The sequence below is a fragment of the Peribacillus sp. R9-11 genome (assembly GCF_031345095.1).
GTDB lineage: Bacteria > Bacillota > Bacilli > Bacillales > DSM-1321 > Peribacillus > Peribacillus butanolivorans.
In genome coordinates this window covers 1,685,549-1,711,974 of record NZ_CP133763.1, presented here as the reverse complement: position 1 = coordinate 1,711,974, position 26,426 = coordinate 1,685,549, and the positions used below count along the sequence as shown (strand labels likewise).

Sequence of the window (26,426 nt, the reverse complement as noted above, 5' to 3'; positions counted from 1 at the left end):
CTGTACGAATATAAAACATGTATGCTGATTGCTTGTCAGCACTTTAGTCAAAAAAAAAGCGATAACGGCTCATTATCGCTTTTTTCCAAGATGTCAACGTAGAAGCAGGTTCACTTCCTTCTGCGAAAGCTCTTATTTCAGTTTATGCACGGCCTCCATAAACATGTCTCCTCTTTGCTCAAAAGTTTTATATTGATCCCAGCTTGCACAAGCCGGGGAGAGGAGAATACAGTCGCCTTCATTTGATAAATCAAAAGCAGCCGGTACGGCCTTTTCTACATTATCGACACGTTTTATATTCGTTATTCCTATTTCTTTGGCTATCCGTTCAATTTTTTCTGCCGTTTCACCAAACGTAATCACGGCTTTGACATTTTTCATAGCAGGTTTTAACTCGTCAAATTCATTTCCACGATCCAACCCGCCTGCCAATAAGATTACAGGTTCTGTAAATGATGTTAGAGCTTTGGAGGCAGCAAGAATGTTTGTGGCTTTCGAATCATTATAAAATTTACGATTTTCAACCGTCGCCACAAACTGCAGACGATGCTCTACACCATAAAACGTTTTTAATACTTTTTGAATAGCTTCGTTAGCAACACCCTTAAGTTTGGCCGCTGAAATTGCCGCGAGCACATTTTCCAAATTGTGTTTTCCAGGAAGGGCGATATCTGAAACATCAATCACTTTTTCCCCTCGGAAAAAGACAGCAAAATCTTCGACATATGCTCCATTCTCATGTTTTACTTCAGTTGAAAATGGTACAAGCTCGGCCTTGGACTTATTTGCCATAGCCAAAACAGCATCTTGATCTGCATTAAAGATCATGAAATCTGAAGCTATTTGATTTTTCGTAATCGCAGCCTTTGCTTCAGCATATTCCTGCTTGGAGCTATGATAATCCAGATGCGCATCATATAAATTCGTCAAGATTGAGATTTCAGGACGGAATTCCTCAATCCCCATCAGCTGGAAAGATGATAATTCAATGACAATCGCGTCATCAGATTTTGCTTTCTCAGCAACACCAGAGGCAACCGTCCCAATATTCCCAGCAATAAGTGGTGATTTTTCACCGGTCTTCAACATTTCAAAAATCAACGTTGTCGTTGTCGTTTTCCCATTTGTACCCGTGATGCCTATGAAAGGAGCCTCACTGATCTGATAGGCAAGTTCAACTTCCGTGATAACCGGAATCCCTTTTTCCAAAGCACCTTTAACAAGTGGATTTCGATAGGGAATTCCTGGATTTTTTACAATCAGTTCAAATCCTTCATCAAGCAGTTCTATCGGATGGCTACCGCAAATGACTTTGATTCCCTGTTCAAGAAGCCCCTGCGCCTCCGGATTTTCTGATAATGGCTTCATGTCATTAACCGTCACGAAAGCACCTAATTTATGTAGAAGCGAAGCTGCCATCACTCCGCTTTTCGCCAATCCTAATACCAATACTTTTTTCTCTGAATACTTTACAGTCTCTTTCAATTATATCCACACCTCTAAATAGATTCCAAGTACCGCACACAGTAGCCCTACTGTCCAGAAAGTCACGACGACGCGCCATTCCGACCAGCCAGAAAGCTCATAATGATGGTGAAGCGGACTCATTTTAAAAATACGCTTTCCAGTGGTTTTAAACGATCCTACTTGTAAAATGACCGATAGCGTTTCAATGACGAAGACGCCACCAATGATTACCAGCAGTATTTCAAGTTTAGTTAACAGGGCAATGGTAGCAATCGCTCCCCCAAGAGCTAAGGACCCTGTATCCCCCATAAATACCTTTGCAGGATGTGCATTGAAGACAAGGAAACCTAAAACAGCACCGACAACTGCTACAGAAAATATAGCAACATCATATTGTGACTGACTCCAAGCTAGTACTGCAAAAGCACCAAAAGCAATAGCAGACGTACCTGAGACAAGTCCATCAAGCCCATCCGTCAAATTGACGGCATTAGAAAAACCGACTAGCCAGAAAATCACGATAAAGAGATAAAACCAGCCAAAATCAATCGCAAAATCAGTACCAGGAATCGTCAATTCCGGATTAAAACGGTCTGTCTGCTTAAAGACGAAGTAAAAAATGACTGATATCACGATTTGGCCCAATAGTTTTTGCTTCGAAGTCAAGCCTAGATTCCGCTTCATGACCACTTTGATAAAATCGTCCAAGAAACCTAATAAACCAAATCCTAAAGTAACGAATAATAATAAATACGTTTCGGTAGATGGTACCGAAAATTTAAAAGTCATTATTAATGTAGCGATGGTCACCGATAATAATATAACCAGTCCGCCCATAGTAGGTGTTCCTGTTTTCTTTTGATGTGATTGTGGGCCTTCTTCCCGAATACTTTGCCCGAATTTCAATCTTCTTAAAAACGGGATAAAAATCGGCGATAGAAGAACGGTTACTAAAAACGCCACCAAAATTGTATAAAAAATTACTTGTTCCAACATTCCTTACTCCCTCATTCCTAACACAATTCAAATATAAATTCTACTTGTTGTCGTTTCATGTTTGTCCGGTGGGTCAAATATCTATGATTCAGACTGAACCCAACCTTCTTTGAATCGCTTTTTCTGCTTCTTCACGGTCATCAAAGTGAAGTACTTCGTCACCGACTTGTTGATACGTTTCATGTCCTTTTCCCGCTATTAAGATAACGTCGCCTGTTTTGGCTTTGGAAACAGCATAATCGATTGCCTGTCTGCGATCTTCGATAACCGTATATTCTTTACCAGCTACACCAGCTTCCATATCCCTCAGGATTTGGGCGGCATTTTCACTACGGGGATTATCTGAAGTGAATATAGGGTCAGACGCCAATCTGCAAGCTATTTCAGCCATGATTGGACGCTTTGTTTTATCACGATCTCCACCGCAGCCCACTATTACAAAAATTTTCTTTTCAGCAAATTCCCCGACTGTCTTTAAAACATTTTCTAAACTGTCCGGAGTATGAGCATAGTCAACAATGACCGGGAAATCCTGATTCGCCGAAATAAGCTCAAAACGGCCGGCAACACCTTCTATTTCCTCAATAGATTTTATGGTCTCATCCAAATCGTTCCCGGCGCATAGAGCAGCAGAAATGGCTGCTAGAACATTATAGACGCTGAATTTACCAATTAGCTGCAGCTGAACTTCACGCTCTTCTTTACCTGCAGTCAAGGTGAATGCTGTGCCTTTTGCATCAATCTTTATATCCTTGGCATTAATATCAGCTTCTTTGTCAATTCCATATGTAACAACTGTAGCAGCGGTCACCTTGATGAAATCATCTGTTGCAGCATCATCAGCATTAAGCACAGCATATTTGGGACGATTTTCTATGTAGGCATTGCCAAGCTGGGAGAAAAATAATGATTTTGCCTGCCTATATCTGTCCATGGTTTTATGGAAATCCAAATGATCCTGCGTTAAATTTGTAAAAACGGCAATATCATAATCACATCCGTGGACACGCCCAAGCTCAAGCGCATGTGAAGAAACTTCCATGATAGCCGTTGAGACATCTGCTTCGGTCATTTCATGAAAAGCTTTCTGTAACGTAACACTATCTGGCGTCGTATTCTTAGTTTCATACACCTTGTCAGCAACTTTCGTATACATGGTGCCAATCAATCCTGTTTTTTCCTTTTGATCCTCGAAAATCTTTTCAAGTAAATGACTGGTCGTCGTTTTGCCGTTCGTACCTGTAATTCCAATCAAGCGCAACTTTTGGGTCGGATGGCCGAAAAATGCATCTGCAAGGACTGCCATGGCTCTGCTTGAATCACGGACTACAATTACTGGAACATTCAAGTCAAGCGGCCGTTCGGCGATCACTGCCGAAGCTCCATGTTCGACAGCTGATTGGGCAAAATCATGACCATCGACTGTATAACCTTTTATACAAACAAATAAACTTCCGTCTTTGACTTTACGGTTATCATTTTCAATGGAGGTGATCTCAGGATTTTCTCCTTCATACTTAAATAAGGAGTGTAAATAAGATAGTAATTTGTGAAGCTTCATTTTTCCATCCCTCTCAACTTAATTTGAGGATTCATTATATGTGATTAACTTTGGCTTGTCGAGAAACCAATTTTTATTATACGGGGTTTACACGACTCCGTAAACAAAGCGGCTGATGATTCTTCAGCCGCCTTAACTAATCATATATTATTTTATACTTATTCTGTATTTTCGCCAAGATAAATTCTTATTGTAGAGCCTTCTTTTACTTTAACCCCTGCATCCGGAGCTTGATTTATGACTTTATCCCCATTACCGGCTATATCAAGTTTAAGATCAATGAGCTGGGTTTGCAGCTCTTTCCTGCTCATACCTACAACATTTGGTACCTCGATCATAACAGGGTCCGTCCAGAGCGTTTCTTTTTCAATCTGGTTTTTCCTTGGCTTTACACCCATGGCTCTTAATGAATCTTCCATGATATTTCCGACGATTGGTGCGGCAACAACGCCACCGAATTGAACCGTTCCTTTAGGATTATCAACCGCTATATAGACGACGATTTGCGGATCATCCGCCGGAGCGACACCAATAAATGAGAGTATAAAATTATTTTCTAAATATCGGCCATTTTCCGCTTTTTGGGCAGTACCCGTTTTCCCACCGACCCGATACGACTCCACGAATGCTCCTTTACCGCTTCCTTTTGCAACAACGGATTCAAGTGCTTCACGGACTTTCTTGGAAGTTTCTTCTGAAATCACCCTTTTTTTCGCCTGGGGGGTCTTTCTCATTAGTACATCGCCATTTTTTGGATCAACCAGTTCCTTTGCAATGTAAGGTGTATATAATGTTCCTCCATTAACTGCTGCCGAAACCGCTGTGACCTGCTGAATAGGTGTTACAGCAACACCTTGTCCAAACGCAGTTGTTGCCTGCTCAACTGGGCCTACCCGATCCATATTAAACATGATTCCTTTTCCTTCTCCTGTTAAATCAATTCCAGTTTTTTGTCCAAAACCGAAATCATTAATATATTTAAACAGCTTATCTTTGCCAAGACGGTTACCAAGCTCTACAAAACCAGGGTTACATGAGTTCTCAACAACTTCTAGAAAAGTTTGGTCTCCATGTCCTCCCCTTTTCCAACAATGCAACGTGGACCCTGAGACTTCCACATGCCCGGAATCGTAAAAGTGTTCATTTTGTAAGTCGACCTTCCCTTCCTCAAGCGCTGCAGCAAGGGTGATGATCTTAAAAGTCGAACCCGGTTCATAAATACTCCAAACTGGTAAATTGCGATTATACACTTCAGAGGGTACATTTTGAAAATTAGCTGGGTCAAAAGTCGGCCTGCTCGACATCGCCAATATTTCCCCGGTATTAGGATCCATCGCAATGGCAATAAGACCATCAGGATTATAAGTCGCCTCTGCATTATCGAGCTCCCGTTCGACTATTGTCTGAATTCTGCTATCAATCGTCAGTTTCAAGTTATCTCCATCAACAGGCGGCTTATAGTCATCTGCCATATTCTCAAGCCTTTTCCCTTTGGCATCTGAATAAAATTTCACAAATCCTTTTTCCCCACTTAGCTCCTTATCATAGGATAATTCAATTCCCATCAATCCCTGGTTATCCGAACCCGTAAAGCCAAGCACATGCGAGAGGTATTCCCCAAATGGGTAATGACGCTTTGAATCTTCGGCGATATACACGCCTTTTATCCCTAATGCTTTAATTTCTTTCGCCTTTTCATGAGATATCTTTCTACCTTCCGGAATTCTGACACTCATCGCCTGTTTCGTTAACCATTGATAAGCTTTTTCCTTCGTCATATCTAATATTGAAGCCAGCTGTTCCGCCGTCTCACCGGGGTTCTCAATCTGTCTCGGGATGACATATACTGTTGGTGCTGATATATTCGTTGCCAGTTCGACACCATTCCGATCTAAAATCTCACCACGTTTGGCCTCGAAAGGAATATTCCTGCTCCAGGAATCCTTAGCCAAACCGGTCAACTTGTCCCCAAGATAAAATTGAACAATCCCTAAGCGGATATCAATGATAAAAAACACAATGAGACCTACTGCCAATGCGATTGCCAGCCTTTTTCGGACCGTAACATTTGAAACACGCAAAAACAGGCACCTCCATTTCATACATGCTTCAATATATATGCTTGTCTACTCAATGCTAGACTAAGAAAACAATCAAAAAAAATAAAGAGGGTGATCTATTTGGATCACCCTCTTTTTTTAAATTCTATATTTTTAATCAGACCCTTTATTCTCATTACTTGATAAATTATCGGCAGCGCCTTCGGGTTGGGACAATTCAACATTGAAAGAGTCCCCTTCCTTAACCTTTTTACCTACCTTGATATTCTGTTTACTCACATAACCTGTTCCTGAAGTTTGGAGATCCAGCTTCGCAACCTTAGCTAATTTCATTACATCACGTAAGGACCATCCTTTCATATCAGGAACTTTCATATCACCTTCTGTTCGAAGGATTATTTTTTCACCCTGTAAGAGGGTGCTCCCTGCTTTAGGTGATTGATCGAGAACTTTCCGACCGCTTCCGATCGTACTAACTTCATATCCTAACTGTTCCAGCTCCTTAACAGAAGAACTCTCAGATTGATTAGTATAGTCTTCAATTTTATTGGCTGTTTGTTTTTTCACATCAGAAGGCTTTATATTTAAATATTGCAGGCTATTTTGCATGACAGGATTAAATATCTCAGACAATGGATCCGCTCCTACATAAGTGGCACCTAAGTTTGGCTTTTTGACCGCCACATAGATGACCAGTTGTGGGTCATCTTTTGGAGCCATACCTAAAAAGGAGAATACATAGTTATTCTTCCCTTCTAAATATCGGCCTGTTGGACCGGCAATCTGAGCTGTACCTGTTTTCCCTGCTACTTCGTATCCTTCAATTGCATATTTTTTCCCTGTTCCTTTTTTCGCAGAGATTACCGTTTCCAAATAGTCACGTACTTGTTTAGCAGTCTCTGCTGAAATCGGTTCACCTGATACTTTTGGTTTTGTCGTTTTCAATACTTTTCCGGTATCCTGATCGGAAATACTTTTAATCACATACGGTTGCATCATTTTTCCATCATTGGCAATTGCCGAGGCTGCTTGGATCTGTTGAATCGGTGTAACGGTTGAGCCTTGCCCAAAAGATGTTGTAACCTTTTCAAGCTTATACTTATATTGAATTTTACCAGTTATCTCATTCGGCAGATCAATCCCCGTCTTATTATCGAAACCAAACTTCGTCAAATATTCTCGGAAGGTATCTGCACCGATTTTATCCATTGCCAATGTCGCAAAAGCGACATTGGAAGAACGTTGTACACCTTCAAGAAAGGTCATACTTTTTCCTCTTTCGATTCCGCTGTGATCACCGATGGAGCCCGCTCCCGTCTTGTAAGTGCCGGCAGTAAAACTTTCATTGGGATTAAAGACCTCTTCTTCCACAGCAGCTGCAAGGGTGAACGTTTTCATGGTTGAGCCTGGTTCGAATGATTCTTCGATAGCAAGGTTACGCCACGTATCCGTAAGCCCCTCTTTCGTTGTCGGATGGAAGGTAGGTCTTTGCCCCATCGCTACAATTTCCCCCGTTTTGGGATTGGATACAATCGCTATGATTTGCTCGGGATCATACTTTTCTTGCACTTTACTCAACGAATCTTCCAAGAAAGTTTGTATTTTCTTGTCGATGGTCAGCATTACATCATTACCATTATCCGGAGCTACCACCTTTTCCTTCGTATCCGGTAAAAGAATTCCCCATTTGTCACTGTCATATGTCAGTTTTCCATCCGTTTCCTGCAATTCTTTATTGAGGTACTTTTCTATTCCGAACTTACCAGCCATTTCTCCGGTTTTCTCATCTTTTTCTACATAGCCAATTAGATGCGAAGCGAAGATTCCATTCGGATAAAAGCGTTTATTCGTTCTTCCAAATGTAATTCCCGGCAGTTCCAATTTTTCTATTTTCTGTTTGACAACCTGAGTCAAATCCTTGCCGGCCTTCCCAAACTCCACCTGGTATGCCCCTTTTTTCGTAAGGCGCTCATAGATGTCCTGCTCATCCATATCTATATATTTAGCAAGTTTAGCAGCCGTCATTTCTGGGTCTTTGACATGTTCAGTTTCCTTTTCACTAAGTACAGCCCTTAAAATATAGGAAGAAGTATCCTCGGCAATGACTTCACCCTTTGTATCGAGGATACTTCCCCTTTTAGCTTCTATGACCTGTTCTCTTTCATATTTCTTGTCGATTTTCGAAGCTAATACCTCACCACCGGCTGTGCCTGTCACCTGAATATACAAAAAGCGGCAGATTAATACAAAAAAGAGCAGGCCGAATAAGAAGAATAATCCGGCTGCTCCATGCTTCATATTTTTTTGTTTCTGCATTATCACTGCACACCCTTCACATTATTCTTATTTAACTTGAACCCTAGCTCTTCAGCTTTTTTCCAAATTCTTTCGTATGTACTGAGTTCATCAACCTGCACTTTCAAATCTTCGTTCACTTTACTCTGTTTATCAATTGATACTTCGACTTGCTGGATCTCTTTATTCGTTTCATAAATGGCCGCTTGGTTAGAAACTATTTTCACTCCCAAAAAGGTAACCATAATAGCAAGGGCACATAGTAAGATTACTTCACCAATGGATATCTTCGCTTTACGGATGACCACTGTTTGATGTGTCTGTTGTTGCTGTTGGTCTTCATATTGCTGTTCTTGTATTTTTTTGGCTATGGAACTCATTCATGCTCCCCCTTACTGATTTTTCTATATTTATTGTTTCTCGGCAATTCTTAACTTAGCTGAACGGGAACGATTATTCCCTTCCAATTCTTCTTCTGAAGGTAAGATTGGTTTTCTCGTGATTAATTTCATAGGCGGTTTAAATTCATCAGGAATAACTGGAAGTCCATGCGGAAGGTCAGGCAAGGCACTGGCTTTTTTAAATACTGTTTTACAAATTCTATCTTCTAGTGAATGGAATGTAATGACAGATATTCTTCCTTCTATATCCAATAGGGAAATAGCTTGCTCTAAAGAATCTTCAAAGACACCAAGTTCATCATTTACAGCAATTCGTATTGCTTGAAATACTCGTTTCGCGGGGTGTCCGCCTTTTCTTCTTGCCGGTGCAGGAATTCCATCTTTAATTAGCTCTACAAGCTCAAACGTTGTTTCAATCGGTTTTATTTCACGAGCTGCTTCAATTTTCCTGGCAATTTGCTTAGAAAATTTTTCTTCTCCATATTGAAAGAAGATTCTCATCAATTCATGGAATGACCAAGTATTCACAACATCATATGCAGAAATAGCAGCACTCTGATCCATCCTCATATCCAGTGGCGCATCATGGTTATAACTGAATCCTCGCTCTGGTGTATCCAACTGTGGAGATGACACACCTAAATCATAAAGAATCCCATCCACTTTCTCGATTCCCCGGGCATTCAACTCTTCTTTTAAGTATTTAAAATTATTAGGAACGAGTACAATACGGTCTCCATAGCTTTCTAATTTAGCCTTAGCATTCTGAATCGCCGTCTCATCCTGATCAAAAGCATAAAGTCTGCCCTTGTCAGATAGCTGTGAGAGCAAGTATTGACTGTGACCTGCCCCTCCTAAAGTACAATCTACATAAATTCCATCAGGTTTGATGTTTAATCCATCAACCGTCTCTTTTAATAACACTGTTGTATGTTGAAACATGCTAGACATCCTTCCAATCGGTTATTGAGTAACTCTATTTCTGAGGGCAGCCTTAAATATCAAAGCCAATCATATTTTCTGCTATCTCAGCGAAAGAATCCTCTGAAGCTGAAAAATAGTTTTCCCAAAGGGATTTGCTCCAAATCTCAATACGATTGGTAACACCAAGAATTACACATTCTTTTTCCAATTGGCCATATGAAGTAAGCGGCGTGGGAATATTTATTCGCCCTTGTTTATCTATTTCGCATTCTGTTGCTGCCGAAAAGAAAAAACGGGTAAAGGCTCGGGCATCTTTTTTAGTTAAAGGCAGGGCTTTCAGCTTCTCTTCAAGCAGCTTCCACTCTTCCATAGGGTAACCAAATAAACATTGATCAAGTCCACGGGTCAGTACAAATTGTTCCCCAAGGTTGTCCCTGAATTTAACTGGGACAATCAGACGGCCTTTTATATCGATGTTATGATGGTACTCTCCCATGAACATACCCACAACCCCCACATTCTAATCTCAATGTACCACATTCCCCCACCTTTCTCCACTTGTTTTTACTTTCTCCTTATAAGTAAAAATTCCCTTCTTTTCTCCTTAAGTTTATTTAGCCAATTTATTTAAAGACAACACCATTTCACTCGAATTAACGCACACTAAGACACAGTCACACTAATACTGTCGAAGGCTTACATGCAAATGGCCACCAACAAAAAAAAGACAGGCTGGCCGCCTGTCTTTCTGCTGATTTTTATACTTCCATTTTTCATAAAGGTAGGTGAGTCTCTTTATTCAAATTCATTAGCCCACCACTCTCATCCAATCAGGTGAGTTTTTCTACAAAAAAATCAATTTGTGCTGGTTATTAAACTGATAATCCAGTTTCATAATTTCCCGAACAAAATCTGGTCCATATTGATTCAAGTAATAAAAAACATTCCAAATCCTCTCCTGTGGTGATTCAAGAGGATACAGCGAATTTGCTATCCGTTCAAACTTTTTCAATACAACCGAGTGGCGTTCCTTAGTACGGTCACCAATTTTCCCATACATGAAATCCAATTGCTTTTGGATGAATTCGATATTTTTATTCAACATCGGCTCAAGACCTCTATCTAACGAAACAGCGTGCACTGATAGCTTTTCATGATTATCTTCAAGTTGCGATTTCAACTGCCCGAATAATTGATCAATCGTCTCATCCTTCACAGTATCAAGGTAACATCGAACAGCATTCGTGGTTCCTTCAGTCAACACGGTCTCCAACTCGAGTTCTGTTTCCTCAAGATCAGTTTGAACGCCACGCTCTACAAGCGTGATGTTTAACCTCGGAACGATTGGCGGCATCTTCATTGAAAACAACTCAAATGCCTGTTTCAATTCTGCCCAATAAGCAATTTCCCCCGGTCCAGAAATAAAGGCTAATACCGGGAAAAGCATTTCCTGCATAAGCGGACGAGTAATGACATTATTGCTTAGTTGTTCTGGATGACCTTTGGCTATCTGCAAGAGTTCCTGCTCAGAAAATGAAACCTCTCCGTTCTTCCCGCTGAACATACCATCTACCCGTTCGAGTAAACATCGATCTTTTTTATCTGTATCATAATAAAATAAATTAGCTGCCTGTTTATCCATTTCTATCATTTTTGCATAGCCTTGAGCATGCATATATGATTGTTGCTCCACGACAACTTCTGCAATCCGTTCACTTTTTTTAATCATCGATTCAAAGAAGCCTGTTTCTATTTCCCTTAGTTTCGGATCACCAGCATCGACAAGTAAAAGGCCATATTCATGGAACCATTCGTGAATCAGACGGGCAAAAAAGTCGACGAATGTGTTCGATTGCTCGATTGTTTCTTTAATATCAATAAGAAGTTTATTCGTAAAGGCTGTTTCTCCGTAAGTTTCAATGATTTCTTCGAACCACTTCTCTGCCTTTTCCGTATCAAGCTCCATATCCGAAACCATTGTTTTATATGGCTGATATGAAGGGTATGTCTTTTTATTAGGTTTACTGTTTTTCATCACATAAACATGATTGACTTCAGCTAAATCATGATCTTCACCAGCTATCCAAAAAACAGGAATTACAGACTTCCCTAGTTCTTTTTCTTGTTCTTCAGCAAGCTTAATGATTGATATCACTTTATGAATCGTATAAAGCGGACCTGACAATAAACCAGCCTGCTGCCCGCCAATCACGACCACTGAATCGTTACTGCGCAACCTTTCAATATTTCCATTAACAGCATCACTGCTTGGAAAACGAGACATGTATTGTTGTATGTAATCTGATAACTCCCCTCGTAAAAACGAACGGTTCATCAATTCAAGGTATCTATTACGATATATGTCCGGATTGGACAGGTCATAGTGAAAATACTCCTCAGTTTCAAGACGGTTTTGTAAATAGTCCGATGCAAATCGATTTAAAGATGGTAACGCGAGATCTTTCATCTCCATTTCTGTTCTCCCTTTCTCTGCAACTACAATTCTTTTTAGAGTATAACATTCTGTTTTAAGAAAACAAAAGAAGTTGCCCAGCAGCAGAAAATTGATGTTATGTTCTATGTTATGTAGTCAATATCTTCGTAATACTTGTAATCAAACCAATGGAAAATAATAGTAGGTAAGCGCAGAAAAAGAAAGCAAAATTCACTCTCCAAAAACCTTTTAAAACCTTATGAAAAATGATTTCTTCTTTCACCTTATAATGGACAAGAACAACAACAAATGCGTTGACAATCATGATCAGCATGATCACCCAAAGAATATGTATATCCCAAATTGTAATAATTAAATAATGGACTGATAAAACGAAAAGCAATGTACTCATATCCATCGCAAATTGAACGGATCGTCTATGGTTTCCAGTGAATTGTTTAGCACCGATAAAAAATAGAATATACCCTATAAAGGGCAGGGTAATAAAAATCGCAGCAAGACTTGATACAAAGTTCGGCACACCCTCATCCCCCCTGAAACTCTTTTCCTTTAACCATCTTATATAGAGAAGCCGTTACGCAATCACTTTTCTCTTTCCTCTTTGCCTCCGAGAGGATATAACCCAAAATAGCATCGATTTCCGTTTTCCTGCCATTTTCTATGTCTTTAAGCATGGAAGATCGGTTTTCTGCTGTTGCAAAGCATACGGATCTTACATGTTCAAATGACCCCATCTTATTTGGCAATTCTAAAATAGCAGAAATTTCCTCGAAAAGAGCCTGAAACAGCTGATAATAAAAGGGATTACTGATTAATTTTCCATTTTCCACAGATAGTATCGCTGTTAATGGATTAATAACTGCATTAACGATCAGCTTATCTATCAGCATAGAGTGATAGTTCTCACTCTTAGAAAAAGGAAAACGATTGATTTTTTCATCTAATAACGACAGCTGATCAAGACTTCCTTTGAAGGATGCCACCCGCGTGATACCGAGTCCCGTATGCTCCACAGTATTCTGGTCATGTTTCAGTGCCCCATGCTCCACTACCCCAACATAGATGACTGGTGATTGCAGCTGTTTCAAATAAGATATATGTCCATAGCCATTCTGCAAGAATAGCAATGGAACTTGTATTCGTTCAATAACGGGTAAGATTTGCGAAAGGTGATATTGCTTGACAGTTATTATGATAAGATCTTCACTCGATGTACCTTCTTCCATAGCCTTCGAAACTATCCCTGTCAGCAACCGGCTTTCCCCATTCTCAATAAGACACAGACCATCACGATTTATAATGGATGCTTGTTCCATTGTACGAGTATAAAGAGTAACACTATGATTCCCACTCAAACGAGATGCGAACAACAAACCGATTGCCCCGCCCCCTATGATTCCAATTCTCATAATAACCTTCCTTACTTTTTGATATATATTTACTATTTTAACACATTTTCTTTTTTAACCTGCGGCGATTCCTCCCCTCGATCGAAGAAACCCCTGCATCGCTATCCCCATGCTCTTTTCCGCTCGCTATAAAAATAAGGGGAGCGAATTATAAATACGACAGCCTAAGTTTTATTTCCTTCTTTATGAGATAAATTAATGGTATATTAGATATAAAAGCCGAGCCATTTTTTTGACTTTATAGGAACAAAAGATACCTCCAATCTTACGCCGACGAGAAATCGAAGGAAAAAGGGCGGGGGATACTCGGCTGTAAGCATTTAGTCAGCAAGGATGAATCGATTGATGCCACACTAGATTTATGCCTTAAGCTGGAATTCCACATGATAACTTAGCATTGAGGTACTTTCAAAGGTATTGTTGGAAGAGGTTTATCAGAATTAAGGGGGAGCTTTTTTATGGAATACAAGGTGGAGAGATTACTTGTAAATTTTAAAACGCTTGAGGAATTCAAAAAATTCAAAGAATACGGGATACAGGAACTGTCAATGCTCGATGATTTAGAAGGTAACATCATTGAAAATGACAGCCAATCACCTTTTTACGGTATCTTTTATGGTGACAAACTTGTAGCAAGGATGAGTCTGTACAAAAAAAGTGCTAATTTTGACCAGTATTTTGATAATACAAGAGACTTCCTCGTTCTTTGGAAACTTGAAGTCTTGCCTAACTATCAGAAAAAAGGTTATGGAAGAGCTTTAGTTGAATTCGCTAAAAGTCTGAACATGCCAATCAAAACGAACCCAAGAGTTCATTCACAAGACTTTTGGAAAAAAATGGATTTCTCTGCTGTTTCCTATGATATGGACCGGGACCTTGGAGAAAACCCGCTAATTTGGAGCCCATTTGTCAAACAAGAAGAGAACATTAACATAGATACACAAGAATAAGCTGATAAAAAAAGCGGGCGGATATTTCCACCCGCTTTTTTTATTTATTAACCCTTTCCAAATTTCCGTTTTTATCCATTTGGAAACTAACTTTCGGATTCGCCTTTTCGTCTTCTAGCACACTGAGCTTTCTAGCCCGCTCCATAATTTGCATTAACGCACGATAATCTTCCTCTACCACTTTCAAGTTTTCTTTCAGCAGTCTATTTTCATCCTGTAAACGATCATTTTCCTGTTCAAGTAAAAGTGAGCGCTCAGAAATTCGTTCTTTTTCCTTACTATCAAGTTGGATTAATTCATCCATTTTCGTTAAATATAATATAACTTCCTGAAGGGTAATAGATTCATTTTCCCTTTCCTCGTTTGTCTTTTGTTCAATAGTCTTGAATTCTGCTACTACAGTTTCCATTTCAAATTCGGTTTCCTTTACAGCCTGTTCTTTCCTTTGCTTTTTGGCCAGCTCAATTCCTGATCTATATTGCTTTCTTACAAAAGAATTCCAACGAAATCCACAAGCGGCTGATGTTCTCGATACCTGCTTCCCTACTTCTTCAAATGCCCTTAACTGTGTACTGCCTTCTCGAATATGCCTTAATACCACTTCAACCAGCAACAAATCCTCATCCTGTGTCCATGCATCTTGTCTCGTAAGTGACATCTCTCTACCTCCCAGCAAGTTTTACTTCATAATATGCACATGCTAGGAAAGATAGAAGAAATATAGAGGGTGTAACATTTATTTTTTCTTGTTTAAAAATCGATCGACTGCAGCATGATGTGCATCAGTCGCCCATAGTTTAGCACATTCACGAATTTCCGCTTCCATTCTTCCTTTAATCCCGCTATCCTTCCATTTCTTGACCAATAATTTTTTATAAGCCATCAGTACTCCTGTCTCATGACCAAGTAAATCTTCTACAAATTCTTCCCATCCATTCGTATCTTCTTCGATTATCTTATCTACGAAACCAAATTCCCTGGCTTCTTCAGCTTTATGTATTTTTGCATCCAACAATAGTTTCAGCGCTTTTTGCTCTGGTATTTTCTCAAGTAAAAGCGAAGCACCGCCCCATCCTGTCGTAATCCCAAGTGTCCCCTGTACAAAACCAAGTTTCACTCCACTTTTTGCCAATCTAAAATCACAAGCAGTCGCTATTTCACACCCGCCACCGACAGCACTCCCATTAAGAAGTGCTAGTGTAGGTTTTGGAAAAACCGCTAGTGAATAAAGAATCTTACCCATTTTTGATAACATGGTAAAGGCCTCTTCCTCTGTGTAGAGGTCATGAAACTCGCTTAAATCCCCACCTGAACAGAACGCCTGAGAGCCTGCCCCTGTCAGGACCAGCATCTTTACTTCGTCGTCGCTTGCCGCTTTTGACAAAACCGCCTCAAGTTCGTCCATTAATTGATAATTCACAGCATTCCTTTTTTCCGGTCTATTAAATAAAATCTTCATGTAACCGCGTACATCCTTTTCAACAATTAGCACCTTATTCATGTAAACACCTTCTCCAATAAATTGTCTGTCAAGCTGCAAAAAATTCTAAATATTCTGCCAAAAATCTTAGTAAAAAAAGCACAGAGAAATATCTCTGTGCTTTGATTAGCGTGTTGCATCAAGAAAGCAAAGCTTTCAAGTAGGTCAAGAAATTATTTTGCGACAACTTCTTTTCCTTTGTATGTTCCACATTCTTTACAAACGTGATGTGAAAGAGTCATTCCACCACAGCTTGGGCATTCTACCATACCAGGTACTTGAAGCTTGAAGTGTGTACGACGTTTTCTTTTTACAGTTTTCGACGTTCTTCTAAAAGGTACAGCCATTATTCCCACCTCCTTAAAAAATATAAAAAAGCTGGAAAAATCGAATTAACGATTTTTCGTTCCAATCAAGATTCTTTATTGTTGTCAAAAAAGTCGGCAAGCTTTGCAAATCTCGGATCAACCTTATGTTTACTTTCTTCTTCAGAAATAACAGCCCAGTCTTTCCCAGATTGAGGAGCAGCTTCGTTCGAATCGACATCCTCACAAAAAACCTGCATCGGAATTTCTAGCAATAAATTTTCTTTAATTACCGGTATAAGGTCTACAACATCGCCTTCCACAACAGTGACATCATCTCCGTAGAAATCAGTGTCTTCTGCCTTTAAAAGAAAGGTTTCCTTTGTATCAATATCAATCGGATATTTCACGTCTACCAGTGTACGGGAGCATGGTAATGTTAATTCACCTGAAAGATGCAAGTGAAAAGTAATCTCGGTCGAGTTGATATCAGCTCTTCCTGCTACTCTAATCGGAGAAACATCGCGAATTTGCGGGTCTCTTTCCTTAATGTCTAAGACATCCACTAGTTCATCAAACCGTAAATCTTTGTCCCGAATTTTTTGAAGTTGACTAATCGTCCATTTCAAATGAAATCACCTCAAGGCAACAAAAATAATTATAGCTTTCAATTATAAGTTTGTCAATATTTTTTCTTTACACTATAATGTAGTCATCCTAACTGATTATCCAAGTTTATGATTCATTTTAAACAAAAAATCACGAAGAATCATTATAGTAATTTTACTTGAAATACTATTTTAGCACTAAGTTGAAAAAATACAAAGTTTTTCTCTGAGGTGAAGGAATGAAAGCTTGCGGTTTAGTAGTCGAATATAACCCTTTTCATAATGGACATGTTTTACATGCTAGAGAAAGTAGAGAAAATACAGGGGCAGATGTCGTGGTAGCGGTTATGAGCGGACCATTCTTACAGCGCGGTGAACCTGCTATTGTCAGTAAATGGGCAAGGGCAGAAATGGCTTTACGCGGCGGCATTGACCTTGTCATCGAGCTTCCCTATGCCTTTGCAACCCAGAAGGCGGAGATCTTTGCAAAAGGCTCGATTTCTCTTTTGGAATACCTTGGCTGCGACTCTTTTTGCTTTGGAAGCGAGGATGGCCGAATTGAACCATTCATAACGGCACATAAAATTCTTTCTGACAATTCTGTAGCATTCGATGCAGCCATTAAATCGGCCATGGATGCCGGTAACAGCTATCCGACAAGTGCCTCCCTGGCTTTTCAATCAATAATCCAAAATGATGATGTTCTGGATTTGACGAAGCCAAATAATATTCTTGGTAAAGAATATGTTAGTGTTGCCCTAAAAAACGGTTTTTCAATTCAACCCTATACGATTCAACGGGTTGCGGCCGGATACCATGATACACAGTTATCTTCCGAGTCGATAGCAAGTGCAACAGGAATCCGGAAAGCCATCATGGAACAAAAACAGGAATTGGATCCTGTTGCTGGCTATATTCCACAATCAACAAGAATCGGCCTTGAGCATTATTTATCGACCTACCGTACCTTACATGACTGGGAAATGTATTGGCCTATGTTGAAATACCGGATTCTATCCTCTTCACTCATGGAGTTGGCAGAAATTTACGAAATCGAAGAAGGCATTGAGCACCGATTTAAGGAAATGGCAAAACAAGCTACAACCTTTTCAGACTTCATGGCCGCAATGAAGACAAAGCGCTATACCTGGACACGACTCCAGCGGATGTGCGTCCATATTTTCACACATACCTTAAAGGGAAAAATGATACACAATGATCTACCTTCATATATCAGACTCCTTGGCATGAATGCCCGGGGGCAGGAGTACCTTCGCACCGTCAAGAAAGGCTTGCCGGTTCCGCTCATCTCTAAACTATCAGCATATCAAAAGCATGGCATTGAAACGGACTTACGGGCGGCACAGGTATATGCATTGGGCTTACCTGACCCATATCAAGCTTCCTTAATGAAACGAGAATACGAATCACCAATTATTATCAAATAAAGAAAATACAGGTTGACCCAGGCCGCCAAGTCCCACCAGTTTATTTCGCAGTGAAATTCAGCAGTGTTTTTGACATCGAAATTTAACAAAAAAAAGCGCAAACAGATGAACTGCTTGCGCTTTTTTTATTCTTCTTTTTCCTTTAATTTCGTTAGATAATCTAACGCATCTTCAAAATTGTCAACCGGGACAATTTTCATTTTTGTTTCAATGTCCTTTGCTACAACCAATGCGTCTTCATAATTCGAACCAGCTGCTCCATTTTCATTTGGCGCAAAGAAAATTTCCGCTCCGGACTTATCGGCAGCGACAATTTTCTGCTGAATCCCTCCTATTGGGCCAACTGTTCCATCATCTGACATCGTTCCTGTCCCCGCAATATCGTAGCCTTTTGTGAGATCTCCCTCTGTTAATTGATTATAAATTTCCAAAGAAAACATCAATCCAGCTGAAGGACCACCTATTTGTTCAGAATCTATGGCGATGGCAGGTTTCGTTATGACCCTTCGATTATCATCGAGAGAAATGCCTATCCCAACCCTACTTGGATCATCTTTAAAAGACTGCAACGAGAGATGAGCTGTTTTCTCTGTCTCTTCCCTCTTATACACTAATTCAACTTCGTCTCCAGCCTTTTTCCCATTAATGTAATCCATGAATTCCTCTGCGGACTTAAATTTCACATTATCCACCTGAATGATTTGGTCGCCCGCCTTCAGTTCTTTAGCAGCTGGCATTCCTTTTAGCACGTCCAAAACATATACACCTAAGTATTCGTAATCCACTTCTTTCCCTGCTTTTTCATAAGCTATTTGGATTGCATTATTTTTAGAACCATCCATCAAATGCAACTGCCTAATATTATATTCTTCATCGGTTTCATCCTCGCTACGAATCGATGTCTCCGGATAAATTTCCTGATAATCACTCCACTTTGCCAGCATATAGGAATAAATATTAGCCTTGCCCATCCTTACCGTGGTCAGCATAAAGCTACCTTCCGCTTCATCACCACCGGAAACCTCAATAATTGGCTCTAATTCTTTAGCCATTCCTGGTTTTGACACATAATAAGGTAGGGAATAAAGAGCAGATGCTATCAGTAGTATAGCGGCCACCAGGAAAGTGCGTACATACATTTTACGGCTCATCTTCAAATGACTCCTTCCAAGTAACAATGCTTTGCTTAATTTGATCGATCTTTCCTCTTGCAGCTTCTTCTCCAATACTAATTATCTCCTGTATGTTTGTAAATGATTTCGAGCTGTATTTCTCAACCCTAGGACGGATCATGACGTCTGAGGCAAATTCCCTGCTTTTAACCAATTCCATTTGAAGGATATCGAGGCTTTGCATGATAACATCATAGATAGAGTTTATCTCCATATCTTGTTTAACATGAGCAACATCTACTCCTATTATGATATCCGCTCCCATATCCTTCACTACAGAAACAGGAACCCTGTCAACAACGCCTCCATCGACAAGAAGTCTATTTCCGATTTTTTCCGGAATGAAGATACCAGGAATTGAGATGCTTGCTCTGACAGCAGGGGCAATAGGACCTTCCTGAAAAATGACTTTTTCCCCAGTCTTTATATCCGTAGCAACCACTGCTACAGGAATATCAAGTTCTTCAAATTTCTTTCCATATGTAAATACTCTAATTAAATCTTTTGTCCGTTTACCTGAAATGAAACCCATTTTAGGTATCGTAAAGTCTAAATAATATTTTCGTTTAAAAGCCCTCGACAGCTTATAGAGCCTCTCAATATCTGAACCTGCGCCATAAAAGGCAGCAACCATCGCCCCCATGCTGCTTCCAGCAATCATATCTATCGGAATGCCTTCTTGCTTCAACACCTTTATCACGCCAATATGGGCAAAGCCTCTTGCTCCTCCAGACCCAAGTGCAAGCCCAATCTTTGGTTTTGACAAAGAAATCCCCCCTCTCTGTAAGAAGTTCAAAATATTGAAATAACACTCATACAAAGTTATGGTCTTAAACAGATTTATAGAAGCATATTGTTTATATTGACAGTGAAACAAGCATGGTAGCACGAACAAAGACTCCCAATGTAATGAAATTGAAATATTACAGCCATTTCTAGTACCTAGTATCTTCATTTTATCATGTTTTTACAATCGATAACCCATACTGTGCATTACTTTTAGAGAAAAGGAAGTTCGTATTTTATATAGACGAAACGAACTGCCCTTATTTAGTATCCCTTCAAGAGGAGGCTGAACTTTGCTTAAATCAAAATCTAAAACAGTATTATTAGCTCTCACCGTCACGATAATGACAATTGGCTTAATCATTTTCCCCCAGGAATCTTTTGAAGCTTCCAAAGGTGGGCTGAATATGTGGTGGAAAATTGTTTTTCCTTCTCTCCTACCCTTCTTAATTTTCTCAGAGTTATTAATCAGTTTTGGTGTTGTCAGATTCATTGGAGTCATACTCGAGCCGTTCATGCGCCCTTTATTTCGGGTACCCGGAGTGGGCGGTTTTGTCTGGGCGATGGGACTTGCCTCTGGGTTTCCAGCCGGAGCCAAATTCACCGTAAGGCTTCGTCAAGAGAAACAGGTGACCCGCATTGAGGCTGAAAGACTTGTTTGCTTTACTAATTCATCAAATCCATTATTCCTGTTTGTTGCCGTTGCTGTAGGGTTCTTCCATAATCCTCAATTAGGTATCATCCTTGCACTCTCCCACTACCTAGGAAATTTTTGTGTAGGAATTTTAATGCGCTTTTACCGTTGGAAAGAGGAAAAGTCCCAGTCAAAAGGAATCACCAAACTACCTTCCATTAGACAAGCCTTTAGCCAGATGCATCGAACCCGGCTAAAAGAAAAGAGACCATTTGGAAGTTTGCTTGGAGATGCTGTTCTATCCTCCATCCAAACTCTTCTAATGATTGGTGGATTCATCATTCTTTTTTCGGTAGTCAATAAACTTTTATTTCATATGAATATTACCGGACTGCTAGCCTCGTGGGTCGGAGGAATATTACATATTATGAATTTCCCTGATTCTTTAAGCCTCCCGTTCATTTCAGGGTTGTTTGAAATGACTCTTGGCTCAAAATTAACCAGCTCAGTCGAAAATGCGAGCCTCCTTCAGCAGACTGTAATGACAAGTTTCATCCTAGCTTTCAATGGATTCAGCATTCAAGCGCAAGTAGCCAGTATTATAGCCGCAACAGACATTCGGTTCATGCCATTTTTTCTAGCTAGAATAGCACATGGTTTTCTTGCATCCATTTTCACTGTATTGCTTTGGGAGCCATTCTATAAAGGCAATAATTACAGCGGCAACCCATTTAATGCCTTCCCAGTCAGCGGATCGACAGGTGAACGTGCAAGCTCTCTTTATCAGAATATGCTTGATTTTGGCCCGTTGTTAACCCTCGCTTTTTTAACCCTTTACATCATGATATTCGCCAAACGACTATTCAAAGGACTTTCTTAAATAGAAAAAAGAGCATTGCCTAGGTCGGCAATGCTCTTTTTTCTATTCTTTTTGTTGCTCATACTTCTTAGTCAAGGCTTTTTGGACGACAGGAGGCACTAGTTCAGAAATATCACCGCCATATTTCGCAACCTCTTTCACGATACTTGAGCTCAAGAAAGAATATTGATTTTTTGTCATGATAAAGAACGATTCTATGTTATTGTTCAGGAAACGGTTCATTGAAGTTCCCTGCATTTCATATTCAAAGTCAGAAGTCGCCCGTAATCCTCGGATAATCGCATTCGCGGAAACGCTTTCAGCATAGTCGACCGTCAGTCCCTGATAGAAATCCACCTTAACATTTGGCATATGAGCCGTTGCTTCTGTAATTAACTCCAGCCTTTCTTCTACCGTAAACAATGAATTTTTTGCTGAATTGTTCACAATGACCACATATACCTCATCAAATACATTCGCTCCCCTCTGAATGATATCAAGATGACCAAATGTGATTGGATCAAAACTTCCCGGACAAATCGCTATTTTTGACATTCATAGTTCCCCCTGTTCGTTTACGTTCCCCCAATGATAAATCGTAACAGCAATGACACCATAAACTTCTTTTCTCTTAACAGTAAAGTCACCAACTTGCTCAGGCAATGTAACATCATGGCCATGCTCACAAACAATATACCCCGTATTGCTTAGCAATCGGTTTTTATGTATTTCTTCAAGTAAATCCACAAGCTTTTGTTTCTTATAAGGTGGATCAAGAAAGATTAATTGAAAGGTTATTTCCCTTTTCACCAAAGCTTTCAATGCACGTTCTGAATCATTTTTGTAAACCTCTGCACGTTCTGAAAACTTACATATCTCCAAATTTGCCTTAACCGTTTGATTTGCTTTAAAGTCTCGGTCTACAAATATGGCTTTATCCATTCCCCTGCTTAATGCTTCAATTCCTAGTCCACCGCTACCAGCAAACAAGTCAAGTACGAGCCCACCTTCGAAATAAGGACCAATCATATTAAAAATGGATTCTTTAACTTTATCCGTAGTCGGCCGGGTTCCTGTTCCCGGTACAGCCTTTAGTGGTCTTCCTTTACAAATTCCAGAAACGACCCTCATCATTCTCACCACATTTTATGACAAATTTCTGTTACTTTCCTATCCTAACATATTAGAAAAATCTAGCCAATAATAAAAGCCAACCTTCTTCCTAAGACAAACATCAAATTATATTTTCCTACACCCAATTACAACACCTATTCTTCATCCATTCTTTTTATAAATCTCTTACATTTTGAATATTTAAGTTGTATTTGGCAATAATGTGAATAACAACATTCCTTATTAGGTGTTGTTGCCAACCGCGGAGAAGGCTTACGTTTCCCCATAAGTTCTTCCTCCGGTTTCTCCTCTCCCTTTGCCTTCTAGTCCTAAGTTAGACATAGAAGGACCCTGCAGATTTTTGCAGGGCTTTTTTTTTGATAAACCTCCATTACTCGTTGGGCTTTGTCATGATTAGACAATGAAATTGTCCTTCTCTTTTAAAGGAGATAATGATAAAGTAATGAATAATAAGTTAGTTAGGAGAGGTTTAATTGATTCAACGTTTTATTGAACTTGGACAAGGTTATTCTGATATATATGAGCTGCTTGAAGTAGGACGCAATCAAAAGCATCGTGTTGCAAGGCTTTTAGCTCTACACACTACGATAAATGATAAAAAGGTAACTTCATTAGTTGTTGTCATGCAACCTACAGATCCAGGGAAATTCCAGCCGCTTTATATTTGCCGTGAAGGAATTCCGAACCCTCATGTTACCGTAAACAAACGCTATGAGCTTTTTGAGAAATTAGCAGAGGAACTAGATAAATCCATTATTGAAATCGATGTAAAATCTTCAGTCCTCTTTGCAGAAATCGAGTTATACTATCAGCATTTGATTGGTATATTACGAATGAATAGATATCTACCTCCATTAGGTTGAAGAAAAATAGATGTCCTGAATTAAAAAAGCTGACTCCGCATGAGTCAGCTTTTTTTAAATTCCCATCTTATAATCATATTCTTTCGCTTTATCTGGTTTGGAGTTTTCAAATTCCACTTTCAAAAAAGGCTTATAAGATAGGTCAACTTTTTTTACAAACGAATAATTATTCAGCTTTTCTACCAGTGGTTCGACTTCATCCATGTTTGTATAAAGGACTACATATTTCAATTTTTTTGAAACATAATGGATATTCCCGAATTTCCTAAGCATTTTGGCTTGTTTTAATGTATGTAAATAGACGATAATTCCTTGTCTCGCTCCAAGCATATCAATAACTCCCTTTTATAAAGGTTTTAACTAAGTTTAGCATAGCAGAATCTGTACTTTCAACCAAGAAAAAAAGATTATAAACTAAATTCTCTTACTATTATGAATATAAATAATAAGAAAGGAGCCTAAAAAGAGATGGATTTAGACCAAATCTGGAATCAATTTATCGGACATCTAGTAGATAATGAAGAGATAAGCCAAGCCTCGCTAAAGAAAATTACGGGCATTCCATTTATATATATTCATTATTCTCAGAAGGATAAGGAAAACGAAAAAAATAATCTCTTTCTCTTAATAAAAAAAGCAGCAAGCCGTTCAATGAGAGGCAAGCAACTCCATTGCGAAACCATTTTCGTCCGGCAGGAAAACCAATTATTTGTATTCCGCCACCGTTTTTATGTACCACAACAAAAGATGTTTTGCTGTGGGAATCTCTGTCCGGACTGCATTCTATTTAGAAGTTAACACTGCAATAAAAAAAAGCCTGGAAGGACCAGGCTTTTTCCTATTAAGCAGAGCATCCACAACTTCCACCAGTACCGCAACTTCCGGTTGAGCACCCACCTGAAGATACAAAAAATGGATTTCCCGCAGGGGTTTTAACCTGCTCAGAAACTGCCCGGCCAATTCGTCCGCTGATTTCGTCAAGAACGGATTGCAATTCCGTCTCTGCCCTCTTAAACTGGGCAACGGTAGAATGCATATCCATATCTCGTTTAGCTTCTCTAGTCTCTAAATTGATACGTTTGTAGTCCGGATGATATTTACCGAACCTTTGAACATCTTCAAACAGATCCTTTAAAGAAGTAAACTTTGAAATCTTCTGCTGTGCCTCTTTGTCGCTCTGTAATTTATATAAACTAAGGAGATATTCTTCTCCTATTTCAGAATGAAGGATTATTTCAGCTAATCCGTCAGCCTGTTGTAAAATGTCGATAATTTCCATAGTAGCAAGCATAAACAAGCTCACCTCCACCATCATTTTAACATTTCTTACTATCAGATGCTAATGGTTTGATTAAATAGAGGAAGTGATATGTACCTCAAACTCTTTTTGTAATCCTGTTTTTTTACCTGAACCATTTAAAATCTCCAGCTTAATCTTATGCATGCCATTTGGAACATCCTTTAAGATAAAAGCCGCTGTCCGCATATCTTTTTTCTTTTGATTATCAATAGATACCGACACAGTTGCCAATTGTTTAGGATTTGTTTCAGAAAAACCATAATCCTTTAGGTAGCATTCAACATATACAGAGTTCCCTTTCACAAAAGTTTTCACCTGAAAGTTCTCATCCAAATTTTGGACGGTTGATACAGTGGTGGCAGCTTTTAAGTTAGAAACATTTTGTAGAGCTGCTCCTAAATTTTCAGGTTCCGGTATTTTCTTTCCACAACCTGTCGCTGCCATCAACACTGTTAGAACCATAATGAATCTTCTCATATCATCGTCCCCCTTTTGCCTTTATTGTTCGCCAAAAGGAGTAATTTACTCTTTTTTTCTTCATTCTCCTGGAGTATTCATCGCTTGAAACATATGAAGCATCATAGAAGCAACCTGAACGCTTTCTGAAAATTTAGAAACCCGATGTGGTATCGACTTCTCAAAATAGTATTTCGCTTCCGTTTCGAATACGTCCACTTCATGTGGATTCCGCATTAACCTTTTGTACCATGCAGGTTGAACCCTCAAGTAATTACGCATATCTTCATTTGTTTGAATGAATTCATATACATTCTGGCGCATGAAAAGCCCTCCCCTCTTCACTACTTAATCTTTGTTAAATATAAATGGATTCGCTCTCTTCCCATTGTCCTTCGGGGGCGGATTGGAATCACCACCTGATTTATTCCCTTGGAAAGCCGATAGCACTCCCTGTATTGCCCCAATTGCCTGATTGGCATTTGTAATATATTGTTGTATCTGACCCATATCCATATTTTTAACTGCACTCATTAACGAACCTATCAACTCCGTACTTTGATCTCCCTTTTCTACCGGCTGTGATTGAGGTTCAGACTTCACTATAGATTCATTCACACTGCCGTCAGCCTGCCAGCGTGAATGATCTTCTCCGAGTAAGTACCATTCTTCAAAAAGTTCCTGCCATGTTGCTTGCTTGTTTCTCACTTCATTTACTAAATAAGGATGCTCCTTGACAAACTCCCGAAATCCATCGACGGAGGGGCGCTTTTTTTTTGCCATTACTCTCACCTCACACTAAGACATCGCCTATGTTCACCATATGCTAAAATGAAATAAAAAGTGCATGGCATTTCTATTCC

29 protein-coding genes are annotated in these 26,426 nt (G+C 39.5%); 5 read left to right on the top strand and 24 right to left on the bottom strand.

The annotated features are described in order from the left end of the window. Positions 1 to 132: 132 nt before the first annotated feature. The 11 genes from murD to RE409_RS08235 all read right to left on the bottom strand — a co-directional run bounded on the left by murD (position 133) and on the right by RE409_RS08235 (position 13,568). Entirely contained in the window at positions 133 to 1,485 is a 1,353-nt protein-coding gene (gene murD / locus RE409_RS08285; protein ID WP_201181531.1) for a UDP-N-acetylmuramoyl-L-alanine--D-glutamate ligase, read from the bottom strand. Further along, entirely contained in the window at positions 1,486 to 2,463 is a 978-nt protein-coding gene (mraY, locus tag RE409_RS08280) for a phospho-N-acetylmuramoyl-pentapeptide-transferase (protein ID WP_053345236.1), read from the bottom strand. It abuts the gene before it with no gap. 88 nt (positions 2,464 to 2,551) lie between these two features. Beyond that, positions 2,552 to 4,024 (bottom strand): UDP-N-acetylmuramoyl-L-alanyl-D-glutamate--2,6-diaminopimelate ligase, encoded by a 1,473-nt coding sequence (locus RE409_RS08275; RefSeq protein ID WP_201221483.1) that lies wholly within the window; start codon positions 4,022 to 4,024, stop codon positions 2,552 to 2,554. Positions 4,025 to 4,182: 158 nt separating this feature from the next. Continuing rightward, on the bottom strand, positions 4,183 to 6,105 hold the full coding sequence (locus RE409_RS08270) for a stage V sporulation protein D (RefSeq protein WP_201181533.1): 1,923 nt from the start codon (positions 6,103 to 6,105) through the stop codon (positions 4,183 to 4,185). Between the two features lie 132 nt (positions 6,106 to 6,237). Further along, a complete protein-coding gene (locus RE409_RS08265; RefSeq protein ID WP_309558812.1) occupies positions 6,238 to 8,400 on the bottom strand; it encodes a penicillin-binding protein in 2,163 nt (720 codons plus the stop codon). A 2-nt stretch (positions 8,401 to 8,402) separates the two neighbouring features. Next, positions 8,403 to 8,759, bottom strand: a complete 357-nt coding sequence (gene ftsL / locus RE409_RS08260; protein WP_201181540.1) for a cell division protein FtsL — start codon at positions 8,757 to 8,759, stop codon at positions 8,403 to 8,405. 30 nt (positions 8,760 to 8,789) lie between these two features. After that, positions 8,790 to 9,722, bottom strand: coding sequence for a 16S rRNA (cytosine(1402)-N(4))-methyltransferase RsmH (gene rsmH / locus RE409_RS08255; protein ID WP_201181542.1), 933 nt, complete (start codon positions 9,720 to 9,722; stop codon positions 8,790 to 8,792). 52 nt (positions 9,723 to 9,774) lie between these two features. Next, positions 9,775 to 10,206, bottom strand: a complete 432-nt coding sequence (gene mraZ, locus RE409_RS08250) for a division/cell wall cluster transcriptional repressor MraZ (RefSeq protein ID WP_053345229.1) — start codon at positions 10,204 to 10,206, stop codon at positions 9,775 to 9,777. Positions 10,207 to 10,548: 342 nt separating this feature from the next. Beyond that, positions 10,549 to 12,177, bottom strand: a complete 1,629-nt coding sequence (gene bshC, locus RE409_RS08245) for a bacillithiol biosynthesis cysteine-adding enzyme BshC (RefSeq protein WP_201181550.1) — start codon at positions 12,175 to 12,177, stop codon at positions 10,549 to 10,551. 109 nt (positions 12,178 to 12,286) lie between these two features. Beyond that, complete coding sequence (locus tag RE409_RS08240; protein WP_053345227.1) at positions 12,287 to 12,679, bottom strand: DUF3397 domain-containing protein; 393 nt, start codon at positions 12,677 to 12,679, stop codon at positions 12,287 to 12,289. Positions 12,680 to 12,683: 4 nt separating this feature from the next. Beyond that, positions 12,684 to 13,568 (bottom strand): 2-dehydropantoate 2-reductase, encoded by an 885-nt coding sequence (locus RE409_RS08235; protein ID WP_201181552.1) that lies wholly within the window; start codon positions 13,566 to 13,568, stop codon positions 12,684 to 12,686. 458 nt (positions 13,569 to 14,026) lie between these two features. Between RE409_RS08235 and RE409_RS08230 the strand changes: the two genes are divergently transcribed. Then, a complete protein-coding gene (locus RE409_RS08230; RefSeq protein ID WP_053345225.1) occupies positions 14,027 to 14,518 on the top strand; it encodes an N-acetyltransferase in 492 nt (163 codons plus the stop codon). Positions 14,519 to 14,558: 40 nt separating this feature from the next. On the opposite strand, the gene RE409_RS08225 is transcribed toward RE409_RS08230, so the two are convergent. The 4 genes from RE409_RS08225 to RE409_RS08210 form a co-directional block, all read right to left on the bottom strand. Further along, on the bottom strand, positions 14,559 to 15,176 hold the full coding sequence (locus RE409_RS08225; RefSeq protein ID WP_309558808.1) for an RsfA family transcriptional regulator: 618 nt from the start codon (positions 15,174 to 15,176) through the stop codon (positions 14,559 to 14,561). Positions 15,177 to 15,254: 78 nt separating this feature from the next. After that, a complete protein-coding gene (locus tag RE409_RS08220; protein WP_309558807.1) occupies positions 15,255 to 16,019 on the bottom strand; it encodes an enoyl-CoA hydratase/isomerase family protein in 765 nt (254 codons plus the stop codon). 152 nt (positions 16,020 to 16,171) lie between these two features. Then, a complete protein-coding gene (gene rpmF, locus RE409_RS08215; RefSeq protein ID WP_034313929.1) occupies positions 16,172 to 16,345 on the bottom strand; it encodes a 50S ribosomal protein L32 in 174 nt (57 codons plus the stop codon). Between the two features lie 65 nt (positions 16,346 to 16,410). Next, positions 16,411 to 16,932: a YceD family protein gene (locus tag RE409_RS08210; protein WP_201181555.1), complete on the bottom strand. Its 522-nt coding sequence runs from the start codon at positions 16,930 to 16,932 to the stop codon at positions 16,411 to 16,413. A 218-nt stretch (positions 16,933 to 17,150) separates the two neighbouring features. Between RE409_RS08210 and RE409_RS08205 the strand changes: the two genes are divergently transcribed. Continuing rightward, on the top strand, positions 17,151 to 18,359 hold the full coding sequence (locus RE409_RS08205) for a nucleotidyltransferase (protein WP_201221492.1): 1,209 nt from the start codon (positions 17,151 to 17,153) through the stop codon (positions 18,357 to 18,359). A gap of 125 nt (positions 18,360 to 18,484) precedes the next feature. Here RE409_RS08205 and RE409_RS08200 read toward each other — a convergent pair whose 3' ends face one another. Continuing rightward, complete coding sequence (locus RE409_RS08200; RefSeq protein ID WP_056526530.1) at positions 18,485 to 19,510, bottom strand: SepM family pheromone-processing serine protease; 1,026 nt, start codon at positions 19,508 to 19,510, stop codon at positions 18,485 to 18,487. Beyond that, positions 19,500 to 20,297: a patatin-like phospholipase family protein gene (locus RE409_RS08195; RefSeq protein ID WP_053345219.1), complete on the bottom strand. Its 798-nt coding sequence runs from the start codon at positions 20,295 to 20,297 to the stop codon at positions 19,500 to 19,502. Before RE409_RS08195 ends, RE409_RS08200 begins: the two co-directional genes overlap by 11 nt. Before the next feature lie 313 nt (positions 20,298 to 20,610). Between RE409_RS08195 and ylbJ the strand changes: the two genes are divergently transcribed. Beyond that, on the top strand, positions 20,611 to 21,831 hold the full coding sequence (gene ylbJ, locus RE409_RS08190) for a sporulation integral membrane protein YlbJ (RefSeq protein WP_201221494.1): 1,221 nt from the start codon (positions 20,611 to 20,613) through the stop codon (positions 21,829 to 21,831). A gap of 42 nt (positions 21,832 to 21,873) precedes the next feature. On the opposite strand, the gene coaD is transcribed toward ylbJ, so the two are convergent. Beyond that, positions 21,874 to 22,365, bottom strand: coding sequence for a pantetheine-phosphate adenylyltransferase (gene coaD, locus RE409_RS08185; protein WP_053345217.1), 492 nt, complete (start codon positions 22,363 to 22,365; stop codon positions 21,874 to 21,876). Further along, positions 22,366 to 22,941 carry a 16S rRNA (guanine(966)-N(2))-methyltransferase RsmD gene (gene rsmD, locus RE409_RS08180; protein ID WP_201181559.1) on the bottom strand — a complete coding sequence of 192 codons (576 nt, stop codon included), beginning with the start codon at positions 22,939 to 22,941 and terminating at the stop codon, positions 22,366 to 22,368. Between the two features lie 476 nt (positions 22,942 to 23,417). Between rsmD and RE409_RS08175 the strand changes: the two genes are divergently transcribed. Next, on the top strand, positions 23,418 to 23,807 hold the full coding sequence (locus RE409_RS08175; protein ID WP_201181561.1) for a DUF7147 family protein: 390 nt from the start codon (positions 23,418 to 23,420) through the stop codon (positions 23,805 to 23,807). A gap of 54 nt (positions 23,808 to 23,861) precedes the next feature. On the opposite strand, the gene RE409_RS08170 is transcribed toward RE409_RS08175, so the two are convergent. Continuing rightward, on the bottom strand, positions 23,862 to 24,137 hold the full coding sequence (locus tag RE409_RS08170) for a YlbG family protein (protein WP_048684554.1): 276 nt from the start codon (positions 24,135 to 24,137) through the stop codon (positions 23,862 to 23,864). 138 nt (positions 24,138 to 24,275) lie between these two features. Between RE409_RS08170 and RE409_RS08165 the strand changes: the two genes are divergently transcribed. Continuing rightward, on the top strand, positions 24,276 to 24,605 hold the full coding sequence (locus tag RE409_RS08165) for a hypothetical protein (protein ID WP_201181564.1): 330 nt from the start codon (positions 24,276 to 24,278) through the stop codon (positions 24,603 to 24,605). 43 nt (positions 24,606 to 24,648) lie between these two features. Here the strand turns inward: RE409_RS08165 and RE409_RS08160 are convergent, their stop codons facing one another. From RE409_RS08160 to RE409_RS08145, 4 genes are read right to left on the bottom strand one after another with little or no spacing between them, the layout of a single operon-like run. Then, positions 24,649 to 25,098, bottom strand: a complete 450-nt coding sequence (locus tag RE409_RS08160; protein ID WP_201181569.1) for a YlbF/YmcA family competence regulator — start codon at positions 25,096 to 25,098, stop codon at positions 24,649 to 24,651. A 60-nt stretch (positions 25,099 to 25,158) separates the two neighbouring features. After that, the gene (locus tag RE409_RS08155; protein WP_201181571.1) at positions 25,159 to 25,584 is read right to left on the bottom strand and encodes a hypothetical protein; all 426 of its coding nucleotides are present in this window, start codon (positions 25,582 to 25,584) and stop codon (positions 25,159 to 25,161) included. 60 nt (positions 25,585 to 25,644) lie between these two features. Further along, positions 25,645 to 25,887 carry a YlbE-like family protein gene (locus RE409_RS08150; protein WP_053345212.1) on the bottom strand — a complete coding sequence of 81 codons (243 nt, stop codon included), beginning with the start codon at positions 25,885 to 25,887 and terminating at the stop codon, positions 25,645 to 25,647. A 24-nt stretch (positions 25,888 to 25,911) separates the two neighbouring features. Beyond that, positions 25,912 to 26,346, bottom strand: coding sequence for a YlbD family protein (locus RE409_RS08145; RefSeq protein ID WP_201221496.1), 435 nt, complete (start codon positions 26,344 to 26,346; stop codon positions 25,912 to 25,914). Between the last annotated feature and the right edge of the window lie 80 nt (positions 26,347 to 26,426).

Coding starts and splice junctions, on each gene's coding strand:
- RE409_RS08220 (WP_309558807.1), bottom strand. CDS start 16,019: ATGAATAAGGTGCTAATTGTTGAAAAGGATGTACGCGGTTACATGAAG.
- RE409_RS08230 (WP_053345225.1), top strand. CDS start 14,027: ATGGAATACAAGGTGGAGAGATTACTTGTAAATTTTAAAACGCTTGAG.
- ftsL (WP_201181540.1), bottom strand. CDS start 8,759: ATGAGTTCCATAGCCAAAAAAATACAAGAACAGCAATATGAAGACCAA.
- mraY (WP_053345236.1), bottom strand. CDS start 2,463: ATGTTGGAACAAGTAATTTTTTATACAATTTTGGTGGCGTTTTTAGTA.
- RE409_RS08200 (WP_056526530.1), bottom strand. CDS start 19,510: ATGAGCCGTAAAATGTATGTACGCACTTTCCTGGTGGCCGCTATACTA.
- rsmH (WP_201181542.1), bottom strand. CDS start 9,722: ATGTTTCAACATACAACAGTGTTATTAAAAGAGACGGTTGATGGATTA.
- RE409_RS08170 (WP_048684554.1), bottom strand. CDS start 24,137: ATGCTTGGAGCGAGACAAGGAATTATCGTCTATTTACATACATTAAAA.
- RE409_RS08160 (WP_201181569.1), bottom strand. CDS start 25,098: ATGCTTGCTACTATGGAAATTATCGACATTTTACAACAGGCTGACGGA.
- rpmF (WP_034313929.1), bottom strand. CDS start 16,345: ATGGCTGTACCTTTTAGAAGAACGTCGAAAACTGTAAAAAGAAAACGT.
- rsmD (WP_201181559.1), bottom strand. CDS start 22,941: ATGAGGGTCGTTTCTGGAATTTGTAAAGGAAGACCACTAAAGGCTGTA.
- RE409_RS08165 (WP_201181564.1), top strand. CDS start 24,276: ATGGATTTAGACCAAATCTGGAATCAATTTATCGGACATCTAGTAGAT.
- coaD (WP_053345217.1), bottom strand. CDS start 22,365: ATGTCAAAAATAGCGATTTGTCCGGGAAGTTTTGATCCAATCACATTT.
- mraZ (WP_053345229.1), bottom strand. CDS start 10,206: ATGTTCATGGGAGAGTACCATCATAACATCGATATAAAAGGCCGTCTG.
- RE409_RS08205 (WP_201221492.1), top strand. CDS start 17,151: ATGAAAGCTTGCGGTTTAGTAGTCGAATATAACCCTTTTCATAATGGA.
- RE409_RS08265 (WP_309558812.1), bottom strand. CDS start 8,400: ATGCAGAAACAAAAAAATATGAAGCATGGAGCAGCCGGATTATTCTTC.
- RE409_RS08155 (WP_201181571.1), bottom strand. CDS start 25,584: ATGAGAAGATTCATTATGGTTCTAACAGTGTTGATGGCAGCGACAGGT.
- RE409_RS08145 (WP_201221496.1), bottom strand. CDS start 26,346: ATGGCAAAAAAAAAGCGCCCCTCCGTCGATGGATTTCGGGAGTTTGTC.
- RE409_RS08275 (WP_201221483.1), bottom strand. CDS start 4,024: ATGAAGCTTCACAAATTACTATCTTATTTACACTCCTTATTTAAGTAT.
- bshC (WP_201181550.1), bottom strand. CDS start 12,177: ATGGAGATGAAAGATCTCGCGTTACCATCTTTAAATCGATTTGCATCG.
- RE409_RS08225 (WP_309558808.1), bottom strand. CDS start 15,176: ATGTCACTTACGAGACAAGATGCATGGACACAGGATGAGGATTTGTTG.
- RE409_RS08150 (WP_053345212.1), bottom strand. CDS start 25,887: ATGCGCCAGAATGTATATGAATTCATTCAAACAAATGAAGATATGCGT.
- RE409_RS08235 (WP_201181552.1), bottom strand. CDS start 13,568: ATGAGAATTGGAATCATAGGGGGCGGGGCAATCGGTTTGTTGTTCGCA.